The organism is Aliiglaciecola sp. NS0011-25, assembly GCF_040370605.1.
Taxonomy (GTDB): domain Bacteria; phylum Pseudomonadota; class Gammaproteobacteria; order Enterobacterales; family Alteromonadaceae; genus Aliiglaciecola; species Aliiglaciecola lipolytica_A.
Window position 1 is genome coordinate 159953 of record NZ_BAABWR010000003.1, and the last position, 21521, is coordinate 181473.

Sequence of the window (21521 nt, forward strand, 5' to 3'; positions counted from 1 at the left end):
AAAGCTGTTTTTATGTACAGTGAAAATCGAGGATCCATTAGATTTAAAATAAGCTAAAAAATCTTACTTGAAATTTCCTTCTTATTCTAAAAAACGCAAAATAATCATGAGGATAGTTTTTTTTATAATAAGCTAGGCGTCAACTTATATTAAGATACTCAGTATTACGCAGTTTATTGAGAATTTCGTGTCCCAATAGAATAGTGATTGGCTAACTAAGGCAAGCCGTTGATCAACCAACCTAAGCAGGAAGAGATGAAGTATGATCGATACAAATCAATTTGGAAAAATGCCCGATGGCCAAGTAGTAGATAGTTACATTTTGACCAACAAAAACGGTATGTCAGTTGAAATATTGACCTTAGGAGCAATTATTCGATCGTGGACATTAGCTACCGATCCCAACGTAGATATTGTTTTAGGCTTTGATAGTGTGGATGACTATTTATCTGATCAAAGTTATTTAGGCAGAACAGTAGGTCGCTATGCAAATCGAATCGAAAAAGGGCTATTTAAAATAGCTGAAAAGCAATACTCGGTCAGCACAAATTTACAAGGTAATTGCCTGCACGGTGGGGTTGACGGATTCCATAATCGAATTTGGTCAGTTAGTAATTTGCTTGAGCGTCCAGATCCAAGTATTACCTTGAGTTTAATAAGTGAAGATGGTGATCAAGGCTTTCCTGGAACCCTCACTGTAGATGTTATTTTCACACTCGATCAAGAAGACCGATTAACCATTGAATACCGTGGGCTTTGTAATCAAGATACTGTATTCAACCCCACTCAACATAGTTATTTTAATTTAGCTGGACATGACTCAGGGAGTATTTTTGATCAACAAATTACCCTATCTTCCAATTTTTACACGCCAGCAGATGAAAATGCGATTCCAACCGGAGAAATTAGATCAGTCGATAATACGGCTTTTGATTTACGTCAGCCAACTCCTTTTGGTAAAGCGATTAAACAGCAAGATGAAGAAATCAAAGCGGCCAGTGGTCTTGACCACAATTGGTGTGTGGATGGATTCTCACAAGATCAACAAAAACTGCAATTGGTCGCACAAGTGACTGAGCCAAAATCTGGCCGAACATTAGTGACGGAAACGACCATGCCGGGGGCACAAATTTATACTGGCAATTTTTTAGGTGAGAATACCCTAGGAAAAAATAACACTAAATACGCTGCCTATCATGGCTTTTGTATTGAATCCCAATTCTATCCGAACAGCCCCAATCAAGCGACTTTCCCAAGTGCGACTTTGCTAGCCAATACACCTTTCGTCTCGCGGACAAGTTACCAAGTTAAACAAAAAAGCCAACAGTAATTGTACTGTTGGCTTTTGTTTAGCTATATCAAAAACGTGATAACGTTTTACGCGCTTGGCGCTTCTTCTTTAGCTGTCTCTTTTTTAGCATCGTCAACTAAACTTATTTGAATTGCGCGAATTGGCTTGTCGGTGTTCACTGACAATTGGGCTAAACGGTTTAGTTGAGTGAGTGATAACATTGCCGTGTAGATAGCACCAAGAAAACCGCTGTTTTTCAATTCAATAATAATTTCGTCAGATAACTCATTCAGACGTTTTTCATTGATCGTGAAAATACCGGTAACAGCACGCTTTTCGCCACTAGCATATTGAACATTTAATTGCACAGCATCAAGCAAATCTAATTCAACGATCTTTTTAACAAAACGCTGAGTTGCCAATTCACTATTGGTAATTTCACCCAGAAGGTCTTGACGATTTTTCAAATAATCTGTTGGTTCGCCTTCTGCTGTGAACAAGCTTTCGCCTTCTTCACCAACCAGAACACTGTTTTCGTCGATGTAAACGCCTAATTTGTCACCGTCAGGGCGCACATCGAAAGGATAGCGTTGAATATTCAAAGGCATAACATGGCCTAACCATTTGTCATCTTTGAAATATAAATTAGTACCTTGCTCCAAACCTAACATAGCAATTGAATGGAAATTGCCTGAAGGTTGATCCTTAATAAAGGCAATAGGCATACAACTGGCAATTTGAGCGAACTCACGTAAGGAAGCTGATGCTAAATGAGTCTCTTTGGCAAATTCAAAGTTATGCTGCGTCTTTACTTTTAGCGCGCTATGTTTATTTTTATCCAGTGGAATATAATTCGTTTTCATTACTTCTTGTTCTCTTTTAAATGATGCTCCGTGGGGAAAACACGACGGAGATTAAAATCACTTTCAAACACTTTACTTGCTCTTTGCACTGCCTGAGCGCTGTAAAATATAAGTCAGCTTGTGCCAGAAAGTGTGCAAGTATGTTTTATTTGGGCTGGGAAGTCACCACCCAAAAAGCTTAAATTAGAAATAGTTTGTTAAAAATTGTGCATACCAGCAAAATTATGCAGAATTAACGACTGTGCCAATATATTCTGCCAATTTAGCCTCAGCTTCATCGCCAAACAGAATTTCACATGCTTCTTTTAGCCCTGGGGCTTGCAAGATATCTTGCTGGGAGACAACTAAGGCTATTTTTGAGCGCCGCCGCAAAAAATCATCTAAGGTTGTTATCATCTCTCGATTAGCGGCATGTTCAACTTCAACCCGCAGATACTCGCTGTTTTCAATTAATAGCTTACCCATAGCAGGATTTTCACGAATGCTTTCCAGCATATTAATCGCGTTACGTCCGTACCTCCTCCAAAAACGTTGAGACAGAGGCTCGGAGGAACTTGCAGGTGTAAGCTCATCGAACCCCATCAGTTTAGCCCGATGGAAAAACTCGCGTTTTACGGCCTCTCCAGGTTCGCCGTACCATTTATAATCTTTGTAAGCTAATGGAATATTAAAGGACTCTATCAACTCACAGACTTCATCACCGACGTTAAGGCAATCTGTCAACTTACCACCAAATATAGATAAATAGTGATTGTCTTTATCAACATCAATTGCGTGTTTACGGGACAATTTAACCCAATCGGCTTTCCCTCCGCTTCCTTTGATAGCCAAAGGTCTTACTCCACATCGTTCTGCGATGATGTCATTTTTAGTCAGCGGTTTAGCTAGGGCCAATAGTTTATTAACGTTCGACAAGATAAATTCTCTATCTTGCTCATAGACTTGCGTATTCGGACTGGGAACTTGTGTATCAGTGGTGCCAATACAGGTTTTGGGTCCCATGGGGATCACAAAAAACAATCGGCCATCATCAGCAAAAAACGTCAGCACTTTATGGCTGTCAGTGATTTTGTCGACGATTAGGTGCACACCTTTGGAAAATACATGGTGGTGCTCCGTTGTTTGTTTATTCATTTGATTTATTTGGTCAACAAAAGGGCCTGTTGCGTTAATAATAGCCTTCGAGCGAATTTCTATCTTTTCGCCACTGATCTGATCGGTCACTTCACTTAACCATAATCCGTCGACTTTGCGGGAATGTTCTAGCCCTACATAGTTGGCGGCAATGCACCCATAACTCATGCTAGAGCGAACGAAATTGAACACAAACCTCGCATCATTATCATGTAAATAAGCATCTGAGTATTCAAATCCGCCTGATATATGCTCGGTATTGATAATACTTTCCATTTTTTTGATCTTTTCACAGGACAAATATTTAGGCATTTTTGTGAAAAAGCGCCCCATCAGCCAATATAAAAGGGTTCCCATATAAATGAATGCAGGTGAGAAACGAAATCCCCGTTGAATGCTGGTGAAAAAACGAATCTCTTGAACTGTGGATGGATAATGCCTCATTAAATGATTGCGGCTTTTACATAGTTTATTAACCAATCCAAATTCAAAGCTCTCAAGATACTTAATCCCCCCCCAAGCAAGATTGGATGAATTTGAACTCGTGGAACCAGCAAAGTCACCTTTATCGATTAACGCAACTTTGGCTCCTTTGGCCGACAACGCCGCTGCTGACACTGCGCCATTGATCCCGCCTCCCACAATAAGCACGTCGAAAGTATCTTGCGGAAGTTTTGCAATATTACTTTTACGTAAGTTCATGGTTTCGAGCCATATCAATAATATTCATTAATTCAATTTTCCCCCGCGGACAGGTTTATGAGTAAACCGTTGAGCATATTCAGTACAATGGTAGGCGATAAAAGACCAAAGTTGGAAACTATATTTAACAATCCTCAGGTCTTGCTTAGCCTATCACCTTGTTTTCAACTAAAAAATACGGGATAGTTTGTCGCAGCTTTAGATACCTCGGTGAGGCTTAAGTTAATCAGGCTTTAACACTCAACTTTTCCATCACTTTGTTAGTCACACTGATACATTGCGTACAGTTAACGTGATTTGCTGTATTGATAAGGTAAATCAAGCAATGAAGTTGCTTGGGGTTTAACTAGCCTTGGACGGAAACAACTAAAGCTGCAGACATTTAAGTAAATCCAAATAACCGTGCTACAGCGTTAAAAGAAGCACAAAAATTTATAACCACACGCTTTTGAAACAGCGCGTCTTTAGAACAATCGTCTAATCGTAAAATAATAAGGAACAGATAGTATGAAAAAGAGTTTATGGATTTGTATAGCGTTGGCATTGAGCGGTTGTGTCACTGCGTCTGATAGTGAATTTCATGCTTCAAAAAAAGCCACTGAACTGACTCAAAAATATATTTTAGTCGATGGTCACATTGATGTACCTTATCGTCTACAGCAAAAATGGGAAGATGTGACTGTCGCCACTGATTCTGGGGATTTCGATTACCCTAGAGCTAAAGCAGGCGGACTAAACGCTCCTTTTATGTCAATTTATATTCCAGCATCTTTAGATGACTCCCCAAAATCCACGGCCTTAGCTCACAAATTAATTGATTACGTTGAAGCCATCGTAGGTAGAGCCCCAGATAAGTTTGCCATAGCAAAATCACCAGCTGATGTTGAAAAACAATTTGCTCAAGGCTTAATCTCTTTGCCTATGGGTATGGAGAATGGTTCACCGCTGCAAGGAGACATGGAAAACCTGAAAACCTTCTATGACCGCGGTATCCGATATATCACCTTAGCCCATTCATTAGCCAATCACATTTCCGATTCTTCATACGATCTTCGCAAAAAATGGAAAGGCCTGAGCCCATTTGGTAAAGAACTGGTTGGCGAAATGAACAACATCGGAATTATGATAGATATTTCCCATGTCTCAGATGATGCCTTTTACCAAGTAATAGAGTTGAGTAAAGCGCCAGTTATTGCTTCCCATTCATCCTTGCGCCGCTTTACTCCGGGTTTTGAACGTAATATGACCGACGAAATGTTAGTGGCCTTGGCCGAAAACGGCGGTGTAGTCATGATCAATTTCGGTTCTACCTTTGTCGACCAAGTGTCCAGAGGTTGGCGCATCACTATGGGTGAAAAGCGTAAAGCCATTGAAGAGGAGTTTGGTGCAGACAGTGCTGAGTTAGAGAATTTTGAAGAACAGTATTTCAAAAACAATCCTTTCCCCTATGCCAATGTTGATACGGTCGTAGAGCACGTCGACCATGTTGTCAAATTGGTTGGCATTGATCATGTTGGTATTGGTTCAGATTACGATGGTGTTGGCGATTCATTGCCCATAGGTTTGAAAGATGTATCTGCTTATCCAAACTTAGTTCAAGGCCTATTGGATAAGGGTTATAGCGAATCTGATATTGCTAAAATACTCGGAACAAATTTACTTCGCGTTTGGCGTGAAGTAGAAGAGTACGCAGCTAAACATTAAAAATGAAATGAAGTAGAGTTAGTCAGTTCAGTATCGTGCTGAGTTTGCATATATACGTTCTGAACTAACTCTGCGTCACAACTGGCCCTGTGACGTCGACAATCCATGCTTTTAACTAAGTTCTCTTGGGTATCATGCCAAAGTTCCATTTGATTTTCAGACAGAATATTTTCTAACGGACTAAATTTGAATTTCATGTGCTGTTTACCAGCACTAAAAAGTTTGATCAGCCAAGGGTAGTCCACCACCCAACCATCAGAATAAACGGTTTGACCTCTCAACAGGTTATTCAAATCTTCGCATACTTGGGATGCAGCAGTACCTTTTTGCAGTAATACATCTCGAGAAATACCGTGTAGGTCCTCAGCTTCCTGTGTCCAATGATGCCAATCAGCTTCTGGTTGTATCAATCGACAATAGCGCTGCGACAAATAAGTCACAACGCCCACCTCAATTGGATAACTATGGCTCCCAAAACCACTGGCCTCTATATCGAGTATTGTCGGGATAATGGTCTTGTTGATATCAACCTCTGAATGAATTTTGGATAACCAATATGAATAAAGGTATATATTTTAACCAATCTACCCTACTTCTTTATTGATTAACAATTAGACTAAAGACTAAACAGCATTTTATTCGAATAAAATGTCGCAAACATTAATATAAATCAAAAATGCCCGCATCGACATAAATTCAATGACAACGATAACGAAAAGCGGATTAATGAATATCAGTGCTGGTTTTTAAAAGTATTTAGTTTTCAGAGGTAGAATACTTTTTAGTTAGTATATCGGTATGACCGTGAGAGGCAAAATCCCCACCTGTTGCAGTCACAGTGAGTTCATTTACATTGTTGACTACGTCTCTGGCTTCTTTTAAATAATCAATAAGTGTCTCTTCTGGCATATTTTCCTGCTGATAAACTGCCGCTTGCTCTTTAGCTTTACCCCATTCAACAAACTGGGATAATTTTGAAGTTTGTTGTACTAAGTCGTTTAGTCGACTATCGCGATCAAGATAACCTTGTAATGATTCAGCGGATGGGCTGTCACCAATGACGGTTAGCTTTTCGTTCTCGACACTAATTTTAAGGCTGTCTATGCCGTCATACTGGGCAAATAATTGTTCGATTTCCTTGTTCAATTTATTCTGATTAAATTGATAGTAATTTTCGACAGTATTCAAGTCTAAGTCGATTTCACCTTTTTCAAGTAACTTTAAGGTTTCTTCAAATTCTTGATTAGCTAAGCCAGTGTTTAAAACAGCTAAACCACCTTTAATATCTTGTTTATTAGCTTGGGCAATATTTTCAAGATCTTGATTCGATTGGGTTTGATTACCGATATAATCAAATAAAGAAAGTGGTTGGGAATATATTTGCATATCAATGGTCAATTCAAAACAGATGATTATGCGAATGAATTAGCAGATTGTGTGCCAACAGCGATAACCATCACAGGCACTACAAGTATCTGTTCGGACGTTTTGAGCACATTAAGAAGCAACTAAACAACCGTTAATTTAGCTAATAAATTCAGATAGTTAATCAATAATCATAAAAACACAATTAGATTAAATGATAGTGACTGTTTAACAGCAATTTGGATGGCTCAATTGTGTATCCTGATAAAACGGCAACAATAGGGCAGTATGGCGAAATATTGCCTTTTTCAATATCCACTACCTGATTGTGCGGCAAGGATAATAAAGAAAATAATATTAATAATAATACCGATATATCCTAACCATAACCCCCACAGAGCCATTTTGTTACCTATCAATTTACCATGACTGTGACGTATTTTAGAGCGAGCTATGTGACCAAAGATCACCGCCAATAAAGAGCTAAAGAAAAATAGACTAAGGATACCAAACAGTAAAGACGCCACGGCACATTTTGATCGTTTAACTGCATTTTCGGCGTCTGATGCTAGTACGATTGCATTTGGTGCTTTATAAAGTGCCTTGATTTCTTTCGCTTTTCCCAAGTGCGCACTAAATTCAACATGTTGTCCAGGACGAGCCGACTGACTGTATTTCCATTCATCCATACTAAAGGTAAAACGTTTATTTTCGGCGCAGATCACACCTTGTTTAGAGTCTGGCTGAAAATCGAGAATAGTTCCTTTCATTTACGTTCCTAATATAAAGCGAATTAATAATACAGGTGCCGACATAAACCCATTTAACTGAATTTACCCCATTCACTTTAATAACTCTATAATTTTTATGTACTTAGAAGGTTTATTTAAGGAAAAACAAATAAAGCGGGAAAAGTTAGAGCTGGTCATTAAGCCGGGTTCTGTATTTCTCAAAGAGATTAACAATCATTCATCTAGGCCAGCAATCGCTCACTGGCTCAAGCAACCTACCCGGTTCCGATGCGGGCCGCACCATAAGGAACCCTATTTGGTCTTGCTCCGGGTGGAGTTTACCTTGCAACCAACTGTTACCAGTGGCCCGGTGCGCTCTTACCGCACCCTTTCACCCTTACCGGCGCTTACGCGCTTAGGCGGTATCCTCTCTGCTGCACTTGTCGTCGGCTCACGCCGCCCAGACGTTATCTGGCACCCTGCCCGTTGGAGCCCGGACTTTCCTCCCCTTTGAAAACCTAAAAGGTAACAAAGCGGCGATTGTCTTGACCAGCTCTGGCGCGCAGTTTACGTTGATTGCTGATTAGATACAATATTTTGTCGCCGGTAAAAAAAGCGTTGTGGAATTTGATGTTCGCCACGGGCTAAGGCCCGTGCTACAGACATTAGTAGCGCGGCATTTATGCCGTGGATTGGTTGAATTGGTCACCACGGGCCAAAACCCGTGCTACAAACATTAGCAGCACGGCATTTATGCCGTGGATAGGTTGAATTGTTTACCGCGAGCGAAAGCCCGTGCTACAGACATTAGTAGCGCGGCATTTATGCCGTGGATTGGTTGAATCGCATACGCCACGGGCTAAAGCCCGTGCTACAGGATATTGAGAATTAAAATGGGAAAAAGTCTAAGGAGTAATCCAAAATCGTAGCGGTTACTTGATCAGCACCAAAGTTCATCAATCGAATCCGATTAAGTAACTTTTCTTCCAACTCTGGAAAGTCCAATTCACTAGATACCAGTTTTACTTTGGTCACAGAACCATCAGGGGCGATTTCTAGGTTAACCGTAATTTTTCCCTGTAAACTGGGATCATCTCTTAAAGCTCGACGATAAATGGTGTACAAGGCACCTTTGTTGACATCAAAACCTTTACGAATCGATTCAATATCTCGACTGCCTAGCACAGTATCTTCGGTGACTAGCTCTTTAGCAGCAAGAGACGCTAAACCTTCATTGGGGGCATCAAATTCTGTGGTTTTACGGCCAGCTAATTGGCCTCTTGCTCCCACGTCAGTTGATAAATCGCTGGTGTTTAAACCGCCACTTTTATCTGCCACTTTTTTGCCCACAAAAGCACGTTGCTGTTCATTAGTTTTGCCTGCACCTTTGATCATTTCGGTATCCGCCAAATTATTTATATTGGCTTGCTCACGCATACTGTTCAAATCATCGGTAAATTGTAGCAAACCGCTTTGACTGGCTTTTTCCCTAGCTTGGTTGGCTAATTCTGCGTCAGTTGGTTTTTTCACCTCGACTTTAGGTTGCGGTTTTTCTTTCGGTTTTTCTGCCTTTTTTTCTGGCTTTGGTGGCTTGGGCGGTTCTTTTGGCTGCTCTTTTTTAACCTCAGGAATCTCTTCCGGAATGGGTTTAGGCGGCTCTATAGGTTTAGGTGGTTCAACTTTTTGAGCCTCGATAATTCTAGTCAACTGGGGCGGAACCCGCTCCTTTTCTTCTCGGGTTTGCTCTGGTAACTGCTGCAATTTAACGATTAGGGCCAGCATAAAGGTAATCGCTAAAACCCCAATGGTTAATTTGCTGAAAAATTTGTTTTCCTGCTCACTAGAAGACCAGGGCAACTGGCTTCTAAACTGATAATGACTTAGGGAACTCATTTATCCCCCTCAGCTGGTAGTTGTTGCTCTACCGCAAGAGATATATTGGTATAGCCCGCTTGCGCGCAAGTTTGCATTATTTTTTTAAGTAAACTGTAAGGAATGGCCTGATCACCCATTATGGTAATCGCTCGAGCAATCTCATTTGGATCTTGTTCTTCACTGCTGTCAACCGCAATAATTTTTGTGCGACTTTTTTGATAGGCTAGCTCTTTTTCGAGTGCAGGAATGATCTCATCAGATTGTGACATCACCTGAGCAACGTCAGCCATTTTTTGACCTTGCAGTAAAATATGCTTGGCATTTACCAGCAAAACTAAGGTTTCTTGGGCTGCCGTATCGGCTGTAGATTCTGGCAATTTAACACTTTTATCAGTTTGTAAAACCTGCACATCTGATGCATTAAACATTAAGAAAAATACCAGAATCGTAAAAATATCCATTAACGATACCAAACTTAGTTTGGACGTTTGTGCCATGCGCTTGTGATGTCTCTCCATGCGAGAGGCGCGTACTGATTTTTTCATCGCTAATCCTCTGCTATGGGGTTTGGTTCGATTGGTTAGAAACGTCTTCTAGTGGCGCATCACCCAATGAAATTTGTGGAAACAATTCAGCTTGAACCACAGATGCCACTACGACGTCTTCATATGAACGGGTGGTATCCATTAATGCCACTATGACCTGATAAGGTATGTCATGTTCTAGCAACAATGTGGCTTGGTTCTTTTCCAATTCTTGATTTTTGAGCGTTTGTTTAATTTGTTTTAACACATATTGCAGCGCTTCATAATCATACTCTTGATCCAAGTTTGGAATCGATTTAACTAAATACCCTTGGGGATAAAAAACTTCGAGACCTGAGTGACGCACGATAATTTCCAACTGTTTGTCTTCTTCATCCAAATCAGTTTGCTCTGAGGCTTCACCAAGTTCTGGTAACGTCAGTTCTAAAACGGTAATTCGAGAAAACACCATCATCATCAGTAACACAGGCACTAAAACTATCATCAAATTCATAAATGAAGTGATATCTAATTCCGCATCCTGCTTTTGCAGACGTTTTTTTCTGCCCAACATATGGAATTAATCCGTGTTACGTGAACGGGTAGAAATTGCCTGGCGTCCCATCAAGGTGTTTAAACACTTCACCCCAGCCATTTCCATACTATCAATAATCTCAGTGGTTTTAGTTTGCAATATAGAATGACAAGCCAACAGCGGAATAGCCGCTATCAAGCCAAATGCAGTTGTATTCATGGCCACAGAGATACTTTGTGAAAGTAAGCTAGCCTTTTCTGATGGATCGGCAGTTGCAACGGCTGAAAATGCAGCGATAAGACCAATAATAGTCCCTAACAAGCCTAACAAAGTAGATATATTTGCCAATGTAGCTAGGTAAGCTGTGCGCTTCTCTAAACGCGGCGTCGTCTCCATCAAGCCCTCTTCCATGGCGTATTCAATATCTTCACGGCGTTGGCTCAACGACATTCTGGCGATACCGGCGCCAATGATACGACTGATGGGCGCTTTATTCGTTTTGCCAAAATTCAAAATGCCTTCATAGTTGGCAGATTCCAACATAGGTTCGATTAACTTGAATGCTTTTTGATTGGTTTTTTTCGCCTTGCTTAAAAACACGTAGCGCTCAATTGCGATAGCGACTCCTAATGCCAGAACCACAGCAATGGGAAACATAAAGGAACCACCTTCTTGAAAGAAGCGAACTATAATATCCATAAAATTACCTTAATTTTGCAATACCGACAGTCTACGCATTGCTGTCTGTTTTTAGCGTATGTGATTATCCACACAGTTAATCATTTTAATAACTTACTACTCGGGTGTTAGCCAGTTATTGTTTTATTTTTTACCCGTAGCGCGTTCAAAGTGTTCCACTTTGCGGGTGAACTCTTCACGATCTAAAGGCATAAAGTCTTGTTCTATTCGTTTTACAAAAGGGCTCGGTAGGGATGCCTTATCTCGCGGAGGTTGCCAAGGCACAATTGATAACACTCTTGGCTGTTCCCTATTACCTCGAATTGTATCTTGGATCAGTATTTTTCCGTTTACCTCAGTGACTATTTGATTGGATTTTGTCTCGTCTTGATTAGTATCTAAGGGTTGCTGCTCAGATTGCGCAAACACACTAACAGAACTGAACAAAGTAATGAATGAGAAGCTTAACATTTTGCGTCTAATTTTCATTTGTTAACTCCATTTTGAGATTTTGCAATCTGCCGCTGTAAATCAGCTATCCAGCCCCTAACTTGTCGTTTAGGCTTGTCCTGTAAAGCTTGATAAAGCTCGTAGTTTTCAAGTGCTAGTTGCTTTTTACCCAGATACAAATCATACAATATTCCCAAGTTTAAATAGGCATTGTCATAAGCAGGATAACTGCTAATAGCATATTGATAATGCTGTTCAGCTAGCTCAAACTCGCCCATTTCTCGGAATACTTTGGCTAAACGATTATGCGCAAAATAATTATGTTGGTTCAAGCCAAGGGCCGTTTCATAATCCGCCTTAGCAGCAACTAAATAGGCTTTTTTTTGTTCTTCGTGGTTATTCTCGGTGTCTGCAAATTGTTGCATTTTCAGATCACCTAACTGTACCCAAGGACCGGATAATGTGGGTTCTAGGCTAATCAATCTTTGCAATAACTGGTTGGCCTGTTTGAGATTTCCCGCCTGCTTCGCGGCTAGGGCTTGGTCAAATTGGTATTTAACTGACGCTTTTACCGCAGTAGAGCCTGACAAATATAAATTTGGTTGGGATTTTAATGCTAATACCTTGACCTGCATGGGATCCAAAAGGGCAACGTCTGGGGTTATAGCATTGCTATTAGTTTGTTGCTCACTCAACGTTTCTTGAGACGCAGATTCAGAGGTCGATGGCGAGCTAAAAAGACTGTCCATACTGGCACAACCAGGTAACAACACAATCAAGCCCAATAGTGCATAAAAACAGCCAACAGAATGCCAAAATTTGTTCATTACCTGCGCGTTAGAAGATCGCATTAGTGGCCTCCGATAACTGTTCTTGTTTGTTATAACGGCCAGGTAACAGTTTACGCAACGCATCGAAGCTTTCCTTCACCCAGCGATCGTATACCCCTTGCCAAGTGCGCTGAATATTCGCTTCATGGATACCAATAGCCTGCTCTTCAAACGGATAGGCTTGTTCTTCAAGAAGAATATTATATTGCTCCAATTCCAACTCAGACAAGCCTTTAGGTCGCTCAGAGTCCATTAGGTCCCGGGCTAACTGTCCATATATTTCACCAATTTTAAAATTAGCCACTGTACTAAATTCAGCGATTTTGTATTCCAGTGTTGCATTTAAAGAATCGAGCGCTTTATCTAATACTTGGCGTTTTTTAGTTAAACTCTTGTTCAAGGGCAAGGATAACTTGACGCGGTTGAACGCCTGTACGTCATCCTCAGCAAAGACCATAGAAGCCATTGCTGCAAGATAGCGTGAACGGTCTGTGCGGGCTTCACTCGCTTGCTCATCACCTTGAATTAGCTTTTTGAGCCAAAATCGTCGTTTCGCCTGTTCGTTGCTTTGCGCATAAAACTCACTCATTTGAAAACGTGCTTCAGTGACTTGGTCAAATGGCAGCGGATAACGATGAGCATAGGTGCGATAACTATCAAGTGCAGCATCCCGTTGCTCGGCCTTAAGATAATATTGGGCAGCAATATACAGAGCTTCGCGACCTTCTTCTGAATCTGGATTAGCTTGCCACAATTGTTTTAATTCGTTAGCAGCAGGCAGCCAGTTTTGGTTTTGTTGATAGGCAAATATCAGTTTATCTTGAATGTTTTCAGCTAACGAATGGGCAGCAAAACGTACTCTGAAATCTTCTAACAACCCTATTGCTTCTGGCCACTGCTTCAACTCCATCAAATAGGTTGCCGCATCATATTGTGCGTTGACACGAGCGCTACTGGTAGGAGCCTTGGCAATGACTCTCAAAAAGTCTTCGATCGCTAAGGCGACATATTGTTTTGCGAGATTCCCTTCCGCCTGTTTATAAATACTGGCGGCCAATCGTTCAAGCATGTCCTTATATAGAGGATCATCTTGGTTTAATTCAGCCAAAATTTGTTCGTAACTCAATTCAGCTCGTTGATATTGTTGCAGCGCAAACTCACTATGGGCAATCACTAATTGACCGGCCATTTTTCGTTCCTCACTGACCTCTGGCTGCCAAGACAAAACAACTTCTGCGCTTTTGATTGCTGGCAAATAACGTTGTAAATCAAATAGCTGTTGCATGGTGTCATACTGCACATCCACGGCTCTAGGATCATCACTAAATCGACTGACAAATTGTTGTTGGCTAGCAAGTTGTTCATCCTTCCAGTGTTGTTGCGCGGCAACATCAGTCAAGGTTTCTCGTAGAGCCCTAAATGATAAAATCGCCGCATAACCTGCTTCTGCAGCTCTGGGTTCATTAAGATATTCGTAAGCATATCTTTCATAGGCGGTGATGGCTTGTTGATAATTTTGAGCTTCAAATAAGCTTTCTGCCAAATTAAAGGTAATTTGCGGTGTTAAGTCATCGTGAGGAAAGGTTTCAATAAACTCGCGGTACAAACTAGCCGCCTGAGCGTAAGCAATTTGTGCTTTTTGAAGATTGTCATCTACCTTATCTAACTGCTCTTCCGTTGGTTGGTTGGCGGCCTTGGTTAACAATTGCGCTTTACTATGTTCGTACTGCGCAAGTTCTTGAATATAAGCTTTCAAGAAAGGTTTTACATCTTCTTGAATCAGTTGTCCCCAATCTTGCCAAAATGGTCCGTTAATACCGTATTGGTCAACAAAATCTTGTTTGGCCGGTAATACGAATGTTGGGAATTTACCAATAATGTATGCATCAATTTGTTTTACCGCAAACACCGGCGCTTGATTATGCTCTGGATGAACGTCAGTAAAACCTCGATACACTAAAGCACTATCTCTAAAGCGATCTTCGTTTAAAAATTGTTGGCCTAAACGGTCGTAAACTAAATTTTCGTAATGGCGTTCGCCTACTTGCTGATAGAAAGCTTTAATACTTTGCTCAGCGCCTTGATATGAAAACAGCAGCGCCATGATACGAATACTATCGTTGACTAGCCGCTTTTCTCCAACCGGCAATTTTTCTAATTGCTGTTCAGCATTCAATTGTCTCAACATCTGAAAATCTATCACGCTATTGGGTAATTTTTGATCCAGTAGTTGAGTAAAGGCCAATAACGCATCTTGATAAAGTTCGACTTTAAAATAGCTCCAGCCCAACATATAGGCTGCGGTCATGAAGTAGTCAGTATAAGGGCCTTGCTCGAGCACGGTCTGATAAGCCTGAATAGCCGCACTGTAATCTTTATTGTTGAATAGAATTTCACCGCGTCTGAACTGCAATTCAGCTAAATAAAGGGTGTGAGGGTATTTACTTAAAAGCCTATCTATTACTTGCAAACTCTGCTGCGACTCACCTTGCAAATCATGGGCCTTGGCTAATTGATAAAGAACCTCTGCATTTTCCTTTTGTTCAGGATGACGTTCCAAAATTGATTGATATTGGGTAATTGCAAGGTCATAAACACCCCTATCCATGGGAGCGGAACCAACCTCTTGCAGTTGCTCAGCGAGCAATACTTCTAAATCCGCCAGACGATATTGTACGATTTTTATGGTTTCTTGATCCTCGACGATATCCAGTAAACTCACGTACGCATCGCGCAATGTCTTTAGTCCCTGATCGGGCAAGGGGTCATGATTCAAAGTCACAGGCTCAAAGTAGAATTCTCCCAGCGTTTTACGTTTTTCCACAGAATTGACCGCTGGTGGTTCGTCAAACATGCCTGCACACGCGAGCAAATAAAAAGTACTGATAAGCAAGACTAACGAACGAAGCGTACGGACTGAAAATAGTCGTGAAAAATAAACAAGTTGGCTCATTGTTTTGCCCCCTGTTTGTCAGCTTCGGCTTTTCTATAGGCTTTATCGTTAAGTCTTACTACGGCTAACTGGGCCTGTAACTCATAACTTTCCAATTGCGCAATTTGTTGATTTATTTGTTCCACAAATAACAAATTTAAACTTGCCAACTGTTGGCTTTGTATAGATTGATTGCGTCGCTGCTGCACCTCAAGATTTTCTTGTAGTTGTGCGATCCGTTGTCGCTGCGCAGGGTATTCAGGTGTCTGATTTAGTCGAGCGATGAGTTGTGCTTGCTGTTGTGCGGTTTGCGCAATCAATTCATCCAATTCGTTTAACAATTTCTGTGCTTGCCAACGTCTTTTAGAGTAAGACTCAGAAGCATTCCAAATCATTATTCCTTCTAACCGTTTTAGACGGTCTGCATAGAGAGGTTTCAAAGGTTTTTTATTCAACGTTAACCAAGCATCACTAACATCTTTATGTCGTTGCTGAGCGCGTTCAAGTCGTGCTTGCCAATCCAGCTCTTGCTGCTCGGCTAATATTTTGGGCTCAGTTGAAGATTGTACTAACTTCGCCTGCAGCGAATCTCGTAACATTTGGTATTGTTGCAATTTAGACAATAAATCGTTTTGTTTAAGGGCCTGCTGTCGTGACTGCGCTTCTTGTTGACGCTCATCCAACATTAGACTGAATGTATCAAGCTGCTGTTGCCAGCGTTCAAACCGCGCTTGCAGAGTTAAACTCTCTTCCAGCCAAGCTATTTTATTCCGAAATGCGCTACTGAGCATTATCGATGATAAATGGGCAGGTATTTGCAGTGACCAATCCTTGGTCTTCGCCAATTGAATAAAATATTGGTCGTCAATTTCCTGTTGATGGGCACGTAATAAATCTTTTTCTAGGGCAAAGCGTTTTAATCCTCGCTGTAAATTATCCAATGCTTGAGTCGGTGCAAATGCCTGTTCAAACGCATAGGCTGAAGCCAAATACGATTCCATTACATATTCGTTGCTGCGCGGTTGTTGTTGTAAACGTTGCCAAGCCGATAAAGCGATTTGATATTCTTCTCTTTGCGCGGCAGCCCAACCATAACCAAGTAATGCTGAGTCAGAATCTAAACTATCAAGTCGAACTCGATTAAAGGCGTCTAATGCATTTAATGCTTGCTGATTTTTAAGATGGGCATAGCCAATTGTTAGATTAGCTCGGTCTCGCAGTGCATCGGTTTCAGTTTGGTCGACTACGGTTAACGGTGACCACCATCCACCTAGCAAGTCGTCCAAAAAACTGCTATCGGATAAGCCAATTTGTTCTAAGGTTTCAATCCCTTGCGCATACTGATTAGATTGCAGTTGATGCAAACCTTGATTATAAATCACGTATTGGCGAAAAACCGAATCATCAGATAATTCATTTAACCAATAGCTGTTGTCCCGAGCCACAGTAATAGATTGGCTGGTCTGCCAATTGAACAGCTGACTTTGCATATATAACCATTGGTCTTTGTCTTGTGTTTGTAGATATTGGTCAGCATTATCTATATTGATCTTATTCAAAATAGTCGATGCAGCTTGGTATTGCTGCTTTTCAAACAATGATTTACCTAACAAAAACCAAGCTTGAGTTTGTGTCTCCAAGGTTGCGGCTTTAGTCAATAACTGATTAAAAATCTCAGCCGCTTGGTCATCTAGGCCATAAGCTAAGCTAATGCCACCTTTGAGTAGCTGCGGATCGACTCCTGGCTGAGTAATTTTTGATAACGAGTCAGGACAGGCTTGTTGGAGTATATCAAATTGGGTTAAGGCTTGATAAAAGTCGTGTTGGAAGTAGAAATACAAAATTTCTTGATATGCTTTATCGACTAAGACGGTGTCACATTTTTGTGCCGACAAAACCGGTCCACTGAGCATCAGCCAGGCGAACACTGACAACATTGAATTTCGTAGGATTAAAAACTTTTTAACCATTGAACAAAATTCCAATCACTAAAGTTCTACCACTGTGAACTCAGGTTGCTGCTTCCCAGTTTGGTCATTAATATTGAGCTCCAACGCTTTGGCATCGGAGTCTTTAGTGAAGGTTAAGCTAGTCGCTCTTTTAAATTCACGCCCTTGTGGACCTAAGCCAATAAAAAACGCACTAATCTGATGTTCCCCTTGTGCTAAATTGCCAATATGTAAGCGTTGCACACCACCACGGTAGAGCGCATCGACTTGACGGTCTGTGTAGAGGTATTCGGTTACGACTTTGTCGTCAATTTTCAATTCCACCGCATCTAACTTGAAGTAAGTACCTACATCCACGGAAAGGTACACCACAACTTGAGTGCTTGATGGGAAAAGCAAATCCTCCTCAAGTACAAACAAATCTCGATTAAGCGCAATCACCTCTTTTCTTAATTGTTGTAATTGCTTTGCAACCGTCTGTTGTTCAGTGACATCTGATTGCTGCGCATTGCCTTGAAATGCAATCGAGAACAACAAAATAGTCAGCATAAAAGTGCGTAAAGTCATCAGTTTCATCTCGTTCCCTAATACCAAAACGACACAAATAAGCGTGTCACATTGGCAGAAAATTCAAATAAAGGCTCTTCACCAACAGGTGCATCGGCCAAAACATTTCTAAAGTCATCATACTGGAAGCGCAGATGGTCTAATTCGTAATTTATCGTACCTTTTTTCACCCAAGAACTCTGAGAAAATCGGTATTCATAGGTGACACTCAAACCAACAGAGGTATTTTTAAATGAGCTCATTTCTTTGTCACGGGCACGAAAATTAAATTCAGCGCTGCGAGCAAATAGATCTTGATAAAAATCGGCATTACCTTGTTGATATTGCCTAACCCGTAAATCCAAAATCCAATTGTCACCAAATGTATGGATATAACCAACTTTGTAACTATTGGCATCTATTCCCCAAGTATCTGAAAAGACTCTCGCTTCACCATAAATGCTGGCTCGATAAGGTAAATAGTAATTCAAATTGATTGCGGCGGCGTTACTGGTACGGGTATTTGGATAAACTTCCGTTTCGAAACGATATCCCCGATCGGCGGTCGGATCAACGTAACGCACTGCACGATAGGGATTATTTAAGTAACCTTCGTCTGAAATGTTTTCGAAGTTGATACCAACAATCATATTTTTTGTGAGTACTTGGGTTATACCGAATTGAAATTGTTGACGTTCAGCTTCTTCAAGAAAATTGTCATCACCGCGTTTGCCCACTTCATCCCAACCTTTTGAATAACCCATGCTTAAGGTGGTTAAGTCGCCGAAAAAATCTTGAGAAATACCAAAATGCACCGACCGAGCTTCAAAATCGTTTTCGGAACTGCTGGTAAAGTTAAGATTCATTAAGGTTTTATTGTGAAGGAAATCAACCCCCACGCTATGTTCAGTGCGCTCTTCTTCGTAAGGACTGGCTGTGGCTAATACATCGATGGATGCGCCGGAAATCATGTCTACATAGTAGTTTGCTGAAACCGACACTTTATTACCGATTTGTTTGCGCACCAACACCGATGGGCCATCAATGGACATACCATCGCCTTCATAGGAGTGATACATCACATCAGCACGTTCTTGCGGTAAAACTGCTGCGTAACTGGTACTAGAAACCATCAACAACAATGGCATTAGGATGTAAATAACCAGCATGGGGTTGTTCATATTAGTGTTCACCCTAGTTGCACCCACAACCACCACCAGCACCGCCTTCCGCACCACGAGCACCTTCGCGCGCTTGGAACGCATGCATTGTATAACTAAAAGATACAGGATTGCGATTTGCACTCATAATTGGGTCAGCCAAATTGTCGCGTTCATAGGGCTTCACCCATGGCTCAATGGAAGTTGCACAGCCGCTGACAAACAGCACGCTGGTGAAAATCAAGCCACCCATACTGTATCGAAGCAGTTGTTTTTTCATCATCAATCCTTGTGTATTTTATTTTTTAAAATCTAGCCAATTATAAAAGTAAGTGCTTACTCTCGAAGTAGCGCTTTAACGACCTTCTCATACTTAGCTTCGTCACCGCTTTTATAACCGTAATGGGTTAAACGTTTATTACCATCACGGTCGATTATCACAGTCGTTGGCATTGCTCTTACATCATAAAGCTTGCTCACTTGATCCTGATTATCGAACAAGACCGGAAAGCTAACGGGAATGTCATTGAGCAAGTTATTCGCTTTTTCAGGGTACTCATCAACATTCACGGCTAAAACGGTAAAACCAAGATCTTCATATTCTTTTTGCATAGCATCAAAATGCGGTAACTCTTCACGGCAAGGAGCACACCAAGAAGCCCAAAAATTGACTATGACCACATTGCCCTGCTGCTCTTCAAGTCGCAAATTTTCACCGCTATTACTTTTCAAGGTGAAATCTGGCGCTGATTGCAACTCGGCAGCTCCTGCGGTAAAGGCTGTTAGTATGGTTAAAGACATCACAGCGATAAACAATAAAACAAAGTTAGATAAGGGTTTTGAATTCATGACAATACTCCGTCAAATATTCTGTTATTTATTAGGCTCAAAAGAAAAACGTGGCACCGAGTCCATACTCGATGTTGTGCGTTGTTTTTTCTTCGCCAATGATTTCACTATTAAAAATGTGGTCTTTTAGCCCCACATGTACTGCAAAATAGTCAGTTAATAACAACCGATACCCTGCTCCTACACTGACGGTGAAACGATTATCGCCGCCGAATTCTGTACTACCTGCGCCTAGCGTAAAATAAGTGGCAGAGTTGAACACCCAATCACGGCTTAAAAACACTTCGCCATTGAGGTTATAACCCAGTGACAGGTCGTAATAACTATATTCTCGTTCGTCTTCAGTTAAGAAAGGCGCGCCGCCACTTAATAACTCAAAACTCGTTTCGCCTGCTGTTGCTTGACCATAACTAGCCTCCACAAAAAAATCTTCATTAATGTGGTAAGTTAATCGTGCTCCAACTAATGAGCTAGATGAAAAGTCTTCGATGCTAATCACGCCAGCGAATAAGCCAATTTCGAAATCTTCAGTATCAATATTCGACTCATTTATATCTCTGCGTTTTAGATCAGGCTCAATCACGTTTTGTACCGCAGCTCGATCATCTGCCTGCGCATAAGCAAAATTGCCTGTACTAATTAAAATGACCCCTAGAAAAAAACTGCAAATCCGAGTTTCCACTCTTCAAGCTCCTCATTTTCATCACGCTCAGTCAGCGCAAGTAAGTTTTGATATTCGAATTTCACGACAAAATTCTGCGCTAGGTAATACCGCACCCCAATCCCACCAACCAATAAATCGTTGGTTCGAGTTTCTTCACCTGATTGCACTAAATTAGCTGTAGGCTTGGTTTTAATTTGTCCAAAACCAAGGCGAAAATACGGCGATAATCGCCACTCTGGAAACGTTGTGTGGGTCACACTTAGCAACCCAAATTGGTTTTCAGAAAAGTCCCCCAATGCTTGGCTATAACTCAGTTCTGCGGCAATATTCTCGGTGACGACCCAAGCACCAAAAATACTTAACGACGGCACACCTTCTAGTGAGCCACCGCTGGCGCCCAATTCAAAATCACGTTGTTGATAGCTACTAAAACTGCCATCTTCTATCTGTACAGGCTCACCCTGACTGCTCACAGTAAGCTTGAGTTCATCTAACGACACCCAACCTTCTTTGCCTTTTTGAGTGCGTACCTTAAACCAACTAGTGCGACGTTTAAGAATACTGATCCATTCGCCTTTTTCAGCTACGTGAAAAATTGGATAACCTACAGCGGGTCCTGTGCGCATATCGATATAAGGCTCAACAATTTGCACTTCAGGCAACTGTTCTTCGGCATGCGCCGTATTTATTATTAACATTAACCCGATAAGGGCGATCCACTTTGCCATACTTTCCATCA

At 41.2% G+C, this 21521-nt stretch carries 21 protein-coding genes and 1 other RNA gene; 2 read left to right on the forward strand and 20 right to left on the reverse strand.

Features of this window, described 5'->3' with window-relative positions; translation table 11 throughout:
* Window positions 1–262: 262 nt before the first annotated feature.
* A complete protein-coding gene (locus ABWV72_RS03840; protein ID WP_353368816.1) occupies window positions 263–1330 on the forward strand; it encodes an aldose epimerase family protein in 1068 nt (355 codons plus the stop codon).
* Window positions 1331–1377: 47 nt separating this feature from the next.
* Here ABWV72_RS03840 and ABWV72_RS03845 read toward each other — a convergent pair whose 3' ends face one another.
* A complete protein-coding gene (locus ABWV72_RS03845) occupies window positions 1378–2154 on the reverse strand; it encodes a SapC family protein (RefSeq protein WP_353368818.1) in 777 nt (258 codons plus the stop codon).
* A 222-nt stretch (window positions 2155–2376) separates the two neighbouring features.
* Window positions 2377–3990 (reverse strand): glycerol-3-phosphate dehydrogenase/oxidase, encoded by a 1614-nt coding sequence (locus tag ABWV72_RS03850; protein WP_353368820.1) that lies wholly within the window; start codon window positions 3988–3990, stop codon window positions 2377–2379.
* Between the two features lie 507 nt (window positions 3991–4497).
* On the opposite strand from ABWV72_RS03850, the gene ABWV72_RS03855 reads away from it, so the two are divergent.
* Entirely contained in the window at window positions 4498–5694 is a 1197-nt protein-coding gene (locus tag ABWV72_RS03855) for a dipeptidase (RefSeq protein ID WP_216046950.1), read from the forward strand.
* Here ABWV72_RS03855 and ABWV72_RS03860 read toward each other — a convergent pair.
* The 18 genes from ABWV72_RS03860 to ABWV72_RS03945 all read right to left on the reverse strand — a co-directional run bounded on the left by ABWV72_RS03860 (window position 5691) and on the right by ABWV72_RS03945 (window position 21510).
* Window positions 5691–6143: a hypothetical protein gene (locus ABWV72_RS03860; RefSeq protein WP_353368822.1), complete on the reverse strand. Its 453-nt coding sequence runs from the start codon at window positions 6141–6143 to the stop codon at window positions 5691–5693. The genes ABWV72_RS03855 and ABWV72_RS03860 overlap by 4 nt on opposite strands.
* 307 nt (window positions 6144–6450) lie before the next feature.
* Window positions 6451–7080: a hypothetical protein gene (locus tag ABWV72_RS03865; protein WP_216046951.1), complete on the reverse strand. Its 630-nt coding sequence runs from the start codon at window positions 7078–7080 to the stop codon at window positions 6451–6453.
* A gap of 287 nt (window positions 7081–7367) precedes the next feature.
* Window positions 7368–7829: a DUF4190 domain-containing protein gene (locus ABWV72_RS03870; RefSeq protein ID WP_216046952.1), complete on the reverse strand. Its 462-nt coding sequence runs from the start codon at window positions 7827–7829 to the stop codon at window positions 7368–7370.
* A 143-nt stretch (window positions 7830–7972) separates the two neighbouring features.
* Window positions 7973–8347: RNase P RNA component class A (gene rnpB, locus ABWV72_RS03875), an RNA gene on the reverse strand.
* Between the two features lie 331 nt (window positions 8348–8678).
* Window positions 8679–9683, reverse strand: a complete 1005-nt coding sequence (locus tag ABWV72_RS03880; RefSeq protein WP_216047533.1) for an AgmX/PglI C-terminal domain-containing protein — start codon at window positions 9681–9683, stop codon at window positions 8679–8681.
* Complete coding sequence (locus ABWV72_RS03885; RefSeq protein WP_342806928.1) at window positions 9680–10210, reverse strand: ExbD/TolR family protein; 531 nt, start codon at window positions 10208–10210, stop codon at window positions 9680–9682. Before ABWV72_RS03885 ends, ABWV72_RS03880 begins: the two co-directional genes overlap by 4 nt.
* 13 nt (window positions 10211–10223) lie before the next feature.
* Entirely contained in the window at window positions 10224–10763 is a 540-nt protein-coding gene (locus ABWV72_RS03890; RefSeq protein ID WP_216047535.1) for an ExbD/TolR family protein, read from the reverse strand.
* Window positions 10764–10769: 6 nt separating this feature from the next.
* Window positions 10770–11423: a MotA/TolQ/ExbB proton channel family protein gene (locus tag ABWV72_RS03895; protein WP_216047536.1), complete on the reverse strand. Its 654-nt coding sequence runs from the start codon at window positions 11421–11423 to the stop codon at window positions 10770–10772.
* A gap of 123 nt (window positions 11424–11546) precedes the next feature.
* Complete coding sequence (locus ABWV72_RS03900) at window positions 11547–11891, reverse strand: hypothetical protein (protein WP_342806926.1); 345 nt, start codon at window positions 11889–11891, stop codon at window positions 11547–11549.
* The gene (locus ABWV72_RS03905) at window positions 11888–12703 is read right to left on the reverse strand and encodes a tetratricopeptide repeat protein (protein WP_353368826.1); all 816 of its coding nucleotides are present in this window, start codon (window positions 12701–12703) and stop codon (window positions 11888–11890) included. Before ABWV72_RS03905 ends, ABWV72_RS03900 begins: the two co-directional genes overlap by 4 nt.
* Window positions 12690–15635 (reverse strand): tetratricopeptide repeat protein, encoded by a 2946-nt coding sequence (locus ABWV72_RS03910; protein WP_353368828.1) that lies wholly within the window; start codon window positions 15633–15635, stop codon window positions 12690–12692. The genes ABWV72_RS03905 and ABWV72_RS03910 overlap by 14 nt, the downstream gene beginning before the upstream one ends.
* On the reverse strand, window positions 15632–17551 hold the full coding sequence (locus ABWV72_RS03915) for a coiled-coil domain-containing protein (RefSeq protein WP_353368830.1): 1920 nt from the start codon (window positions 17549–17551) through the stop codon (window positions 15632–15634). Before ABWV72_RS03915 ends, ABWV72_RS03910 begins: the two co-directional genes overlap by 4 nt.
* Window positions 17552–17602: 51 nt before the next feature.
* Window positions 17603–18139, reverse strand: coding sequence for a hypothetical protein (locus ABWV72_RS03920; RefSeq protein ID WP_342806920.1), 537 nt, complete (start codon window positions 18137–18139; stop codon window positions 17603–17605).
* Window positions 18140–18147: 8 nt separating this feature from the next.
* Entirely contained in the window at window positions 18148–19290 is a 1143-nt protein-coding gene (locus ABWV72_RS03925) for a DUF3570 domain-containing protein (protein ID WP_353368832.1), read from the reverse strand.
* A 13-nt stretch (window positions 19291–19303) separates the two neighbouring features.
* A complete protein-coding gene (locus ABWV72_RS03930; protein WP_216047542.1) occupies window positions 19304–19549 on the reverse strand; it encodes a DUF4266 domain-containing protein in 246 nt (81 codons plus the stop codon).
* A 56-nt stretch (window positions 19550–19605) separates the two neighbouring features.
* On the reverse strand, window positions 19606–20118 hold the full coding sequence (locus ABWV72_RS03935) for a TlpA family protein disulfide reductase (protein ID WP_216047543.1): 513 nt from the start codon (window positions 20116–20118) through the stop codon (window positions 19606–19608).
* Window positions 20119–20155: 37 nt separating this feature from the next.
* Window positions 20156–20800, reverse strand: a complete 645-nt coding sequence (locus ABWV72_RS03940) for an outer membrane beta-barrel domain-containing protein (protein ID WP_216047544.1) — start codon at window positions 20798–20800, stop codon at window positions 20156–20158.
* Window positions 20770–21510: an SH3 domain-containing protein gene (locus ABWV72_RS03945; RefSeq protein WP_252728916.1), complete on the reverse strand. Its 741-nt coding sequence runs from the start codon at window positions 21508–21510 to the stop codon at window positions 20770–20772. The genes ABWV72_RS03940 and ABWV72_RS03945 overlap by 31 nt, the downstream gene beginning before the upstream one ends.
* Window positions 21511–21521 lie beyond the last annotated feature (11 nt).

Coding starts and splice junctions, on each gene's coding strand:
- ABWV72_RS03840 (WP_353368816.1), top strand. CDS start 263: ATGATCGATACAAATCAATTTGGAAAAATGCCCGATGGCCAAGTAGTA.
- ABWV72_RS03845 (WP_353368818.1), bottom strand. CDS start 2,154: ATGAAAACGAATTATATTCCACTGGATAAAAATAAACATAGCGCGCTA.
- ABWV72_RS03850 (WP_353368820.1), bottom strand. CDS start 3,990: ATGAACTTACGTAAAAGTAATATTGCAAAACTTCCGCAAGATACTTTC.
- ABWV72_RS03855 (WP_216046950.1), top strand. CDS start 4,498: ATGAAAAAGAGTTTATGGATTTGTATAGCGTTGGCATTGAGCGGTTGT.
- ABWV72_RS03865 (WP_216046951.1), bottom strand. CDS start 7,080: ATGCAAATATATTCCCAACCACTTTCTTTATTTGATTATATCGGTAAT.
- ABWV72_RS03870 (WP_216046952.1), bottom strand. CDS start 7,829: ATGAAAGGAACTATTCTCGATTTTCAGCCAGACTCTAAACAAGGTGTG.
- ABWV72_RS03880 (WP_216047533.1), bottom strand. CDS start 9,683: ATGAGTTCCCTAAGTCATTATCAGTTTAGAAGCCAGTTGCCCTGGTCT.
- ABWV72_RS03885 (WP_342806928.1), bottom strand. CDS start 10,210: ATGAAAAAATCAGTACGCGCCTCTCGCATGGAGAGACATCACAAGCGC.
- ABWV72_RS03890 (WP_216047535.1), bottom strand. CDS start 10,763: ATGTTGGGCAGAAAAAAACGTCTGCAAAAGCAGGATGCGGAATTAGAT.
- ABWV72_RS03895 (WP_216047536.1), bottom strand. CDS start 11,423: ATGGATATTATAGTTCGCTTCTTTCAAGAAGGTGGTTCCTTTATGTTT.
- ABWV72_RS03900 (WP_342806926.1), bottom strand. CDS start 11,891: ATGAAAATTAGACGCAAAATGTTAAGCTTCTCATTCATTACTTTGTTC.
- ABWV72_RS03905 (WP_353368826.1), bottom strand. CDS start 12,703: ATGCGATCTTCTAACGCGCAGGTAATGAACAAATTTTGGCATTCTGTT.
- ABWV72_RS03910 (WP_353368828.1), bottom strand. CDS start 15,635: ATGAGCCAACTTGTTTATTTTTCACGACTATTTTCAGTCCGTACGCTT.
- ABWV72_RS03915 (WP_353368830.1), bottom strand. CDS start 17,551: ATGTTGTCAGTGTTCGCCTGGCTGATGCTCAGTGGACCGGTTTTGTCG.
- ABWV72_RS03920 (WP_342806920.1), bottom strand. CDS start 18,139: ATGAAACTGATGACTTTACGCACTTTTATGCTGACTATTTTGTTGTTC.
- ABWV72_RS03925 (WP_353368832.1), bottom strand. CDS start 19,290: ATGAACAACCCCATGCTGGTTATTTACATCCTAATGCCATTGTTGTTG.
- ABWV72_RS03930 (WP_216047542.1), bottom strand. CDS start 19,549: ATGAAAAAACAACTGCTTCGATACAGTATGGGTGGCTTGATTTTCACC.
- ABWV72_RS03935 (WP_216047543.1), bottom strand. CDS start 20,118: ATGAATTCAAAACCCTTATCTAACTTTGTTTTATTGTTTATCGCTGTG.
- ABWV72_RS03945 (WP_252728916.1), bottom strand. CDS start 21,510: ATGGCAAAGTGGATCGCCCTTATCGGGTTAATGTTAATAATAAATACG.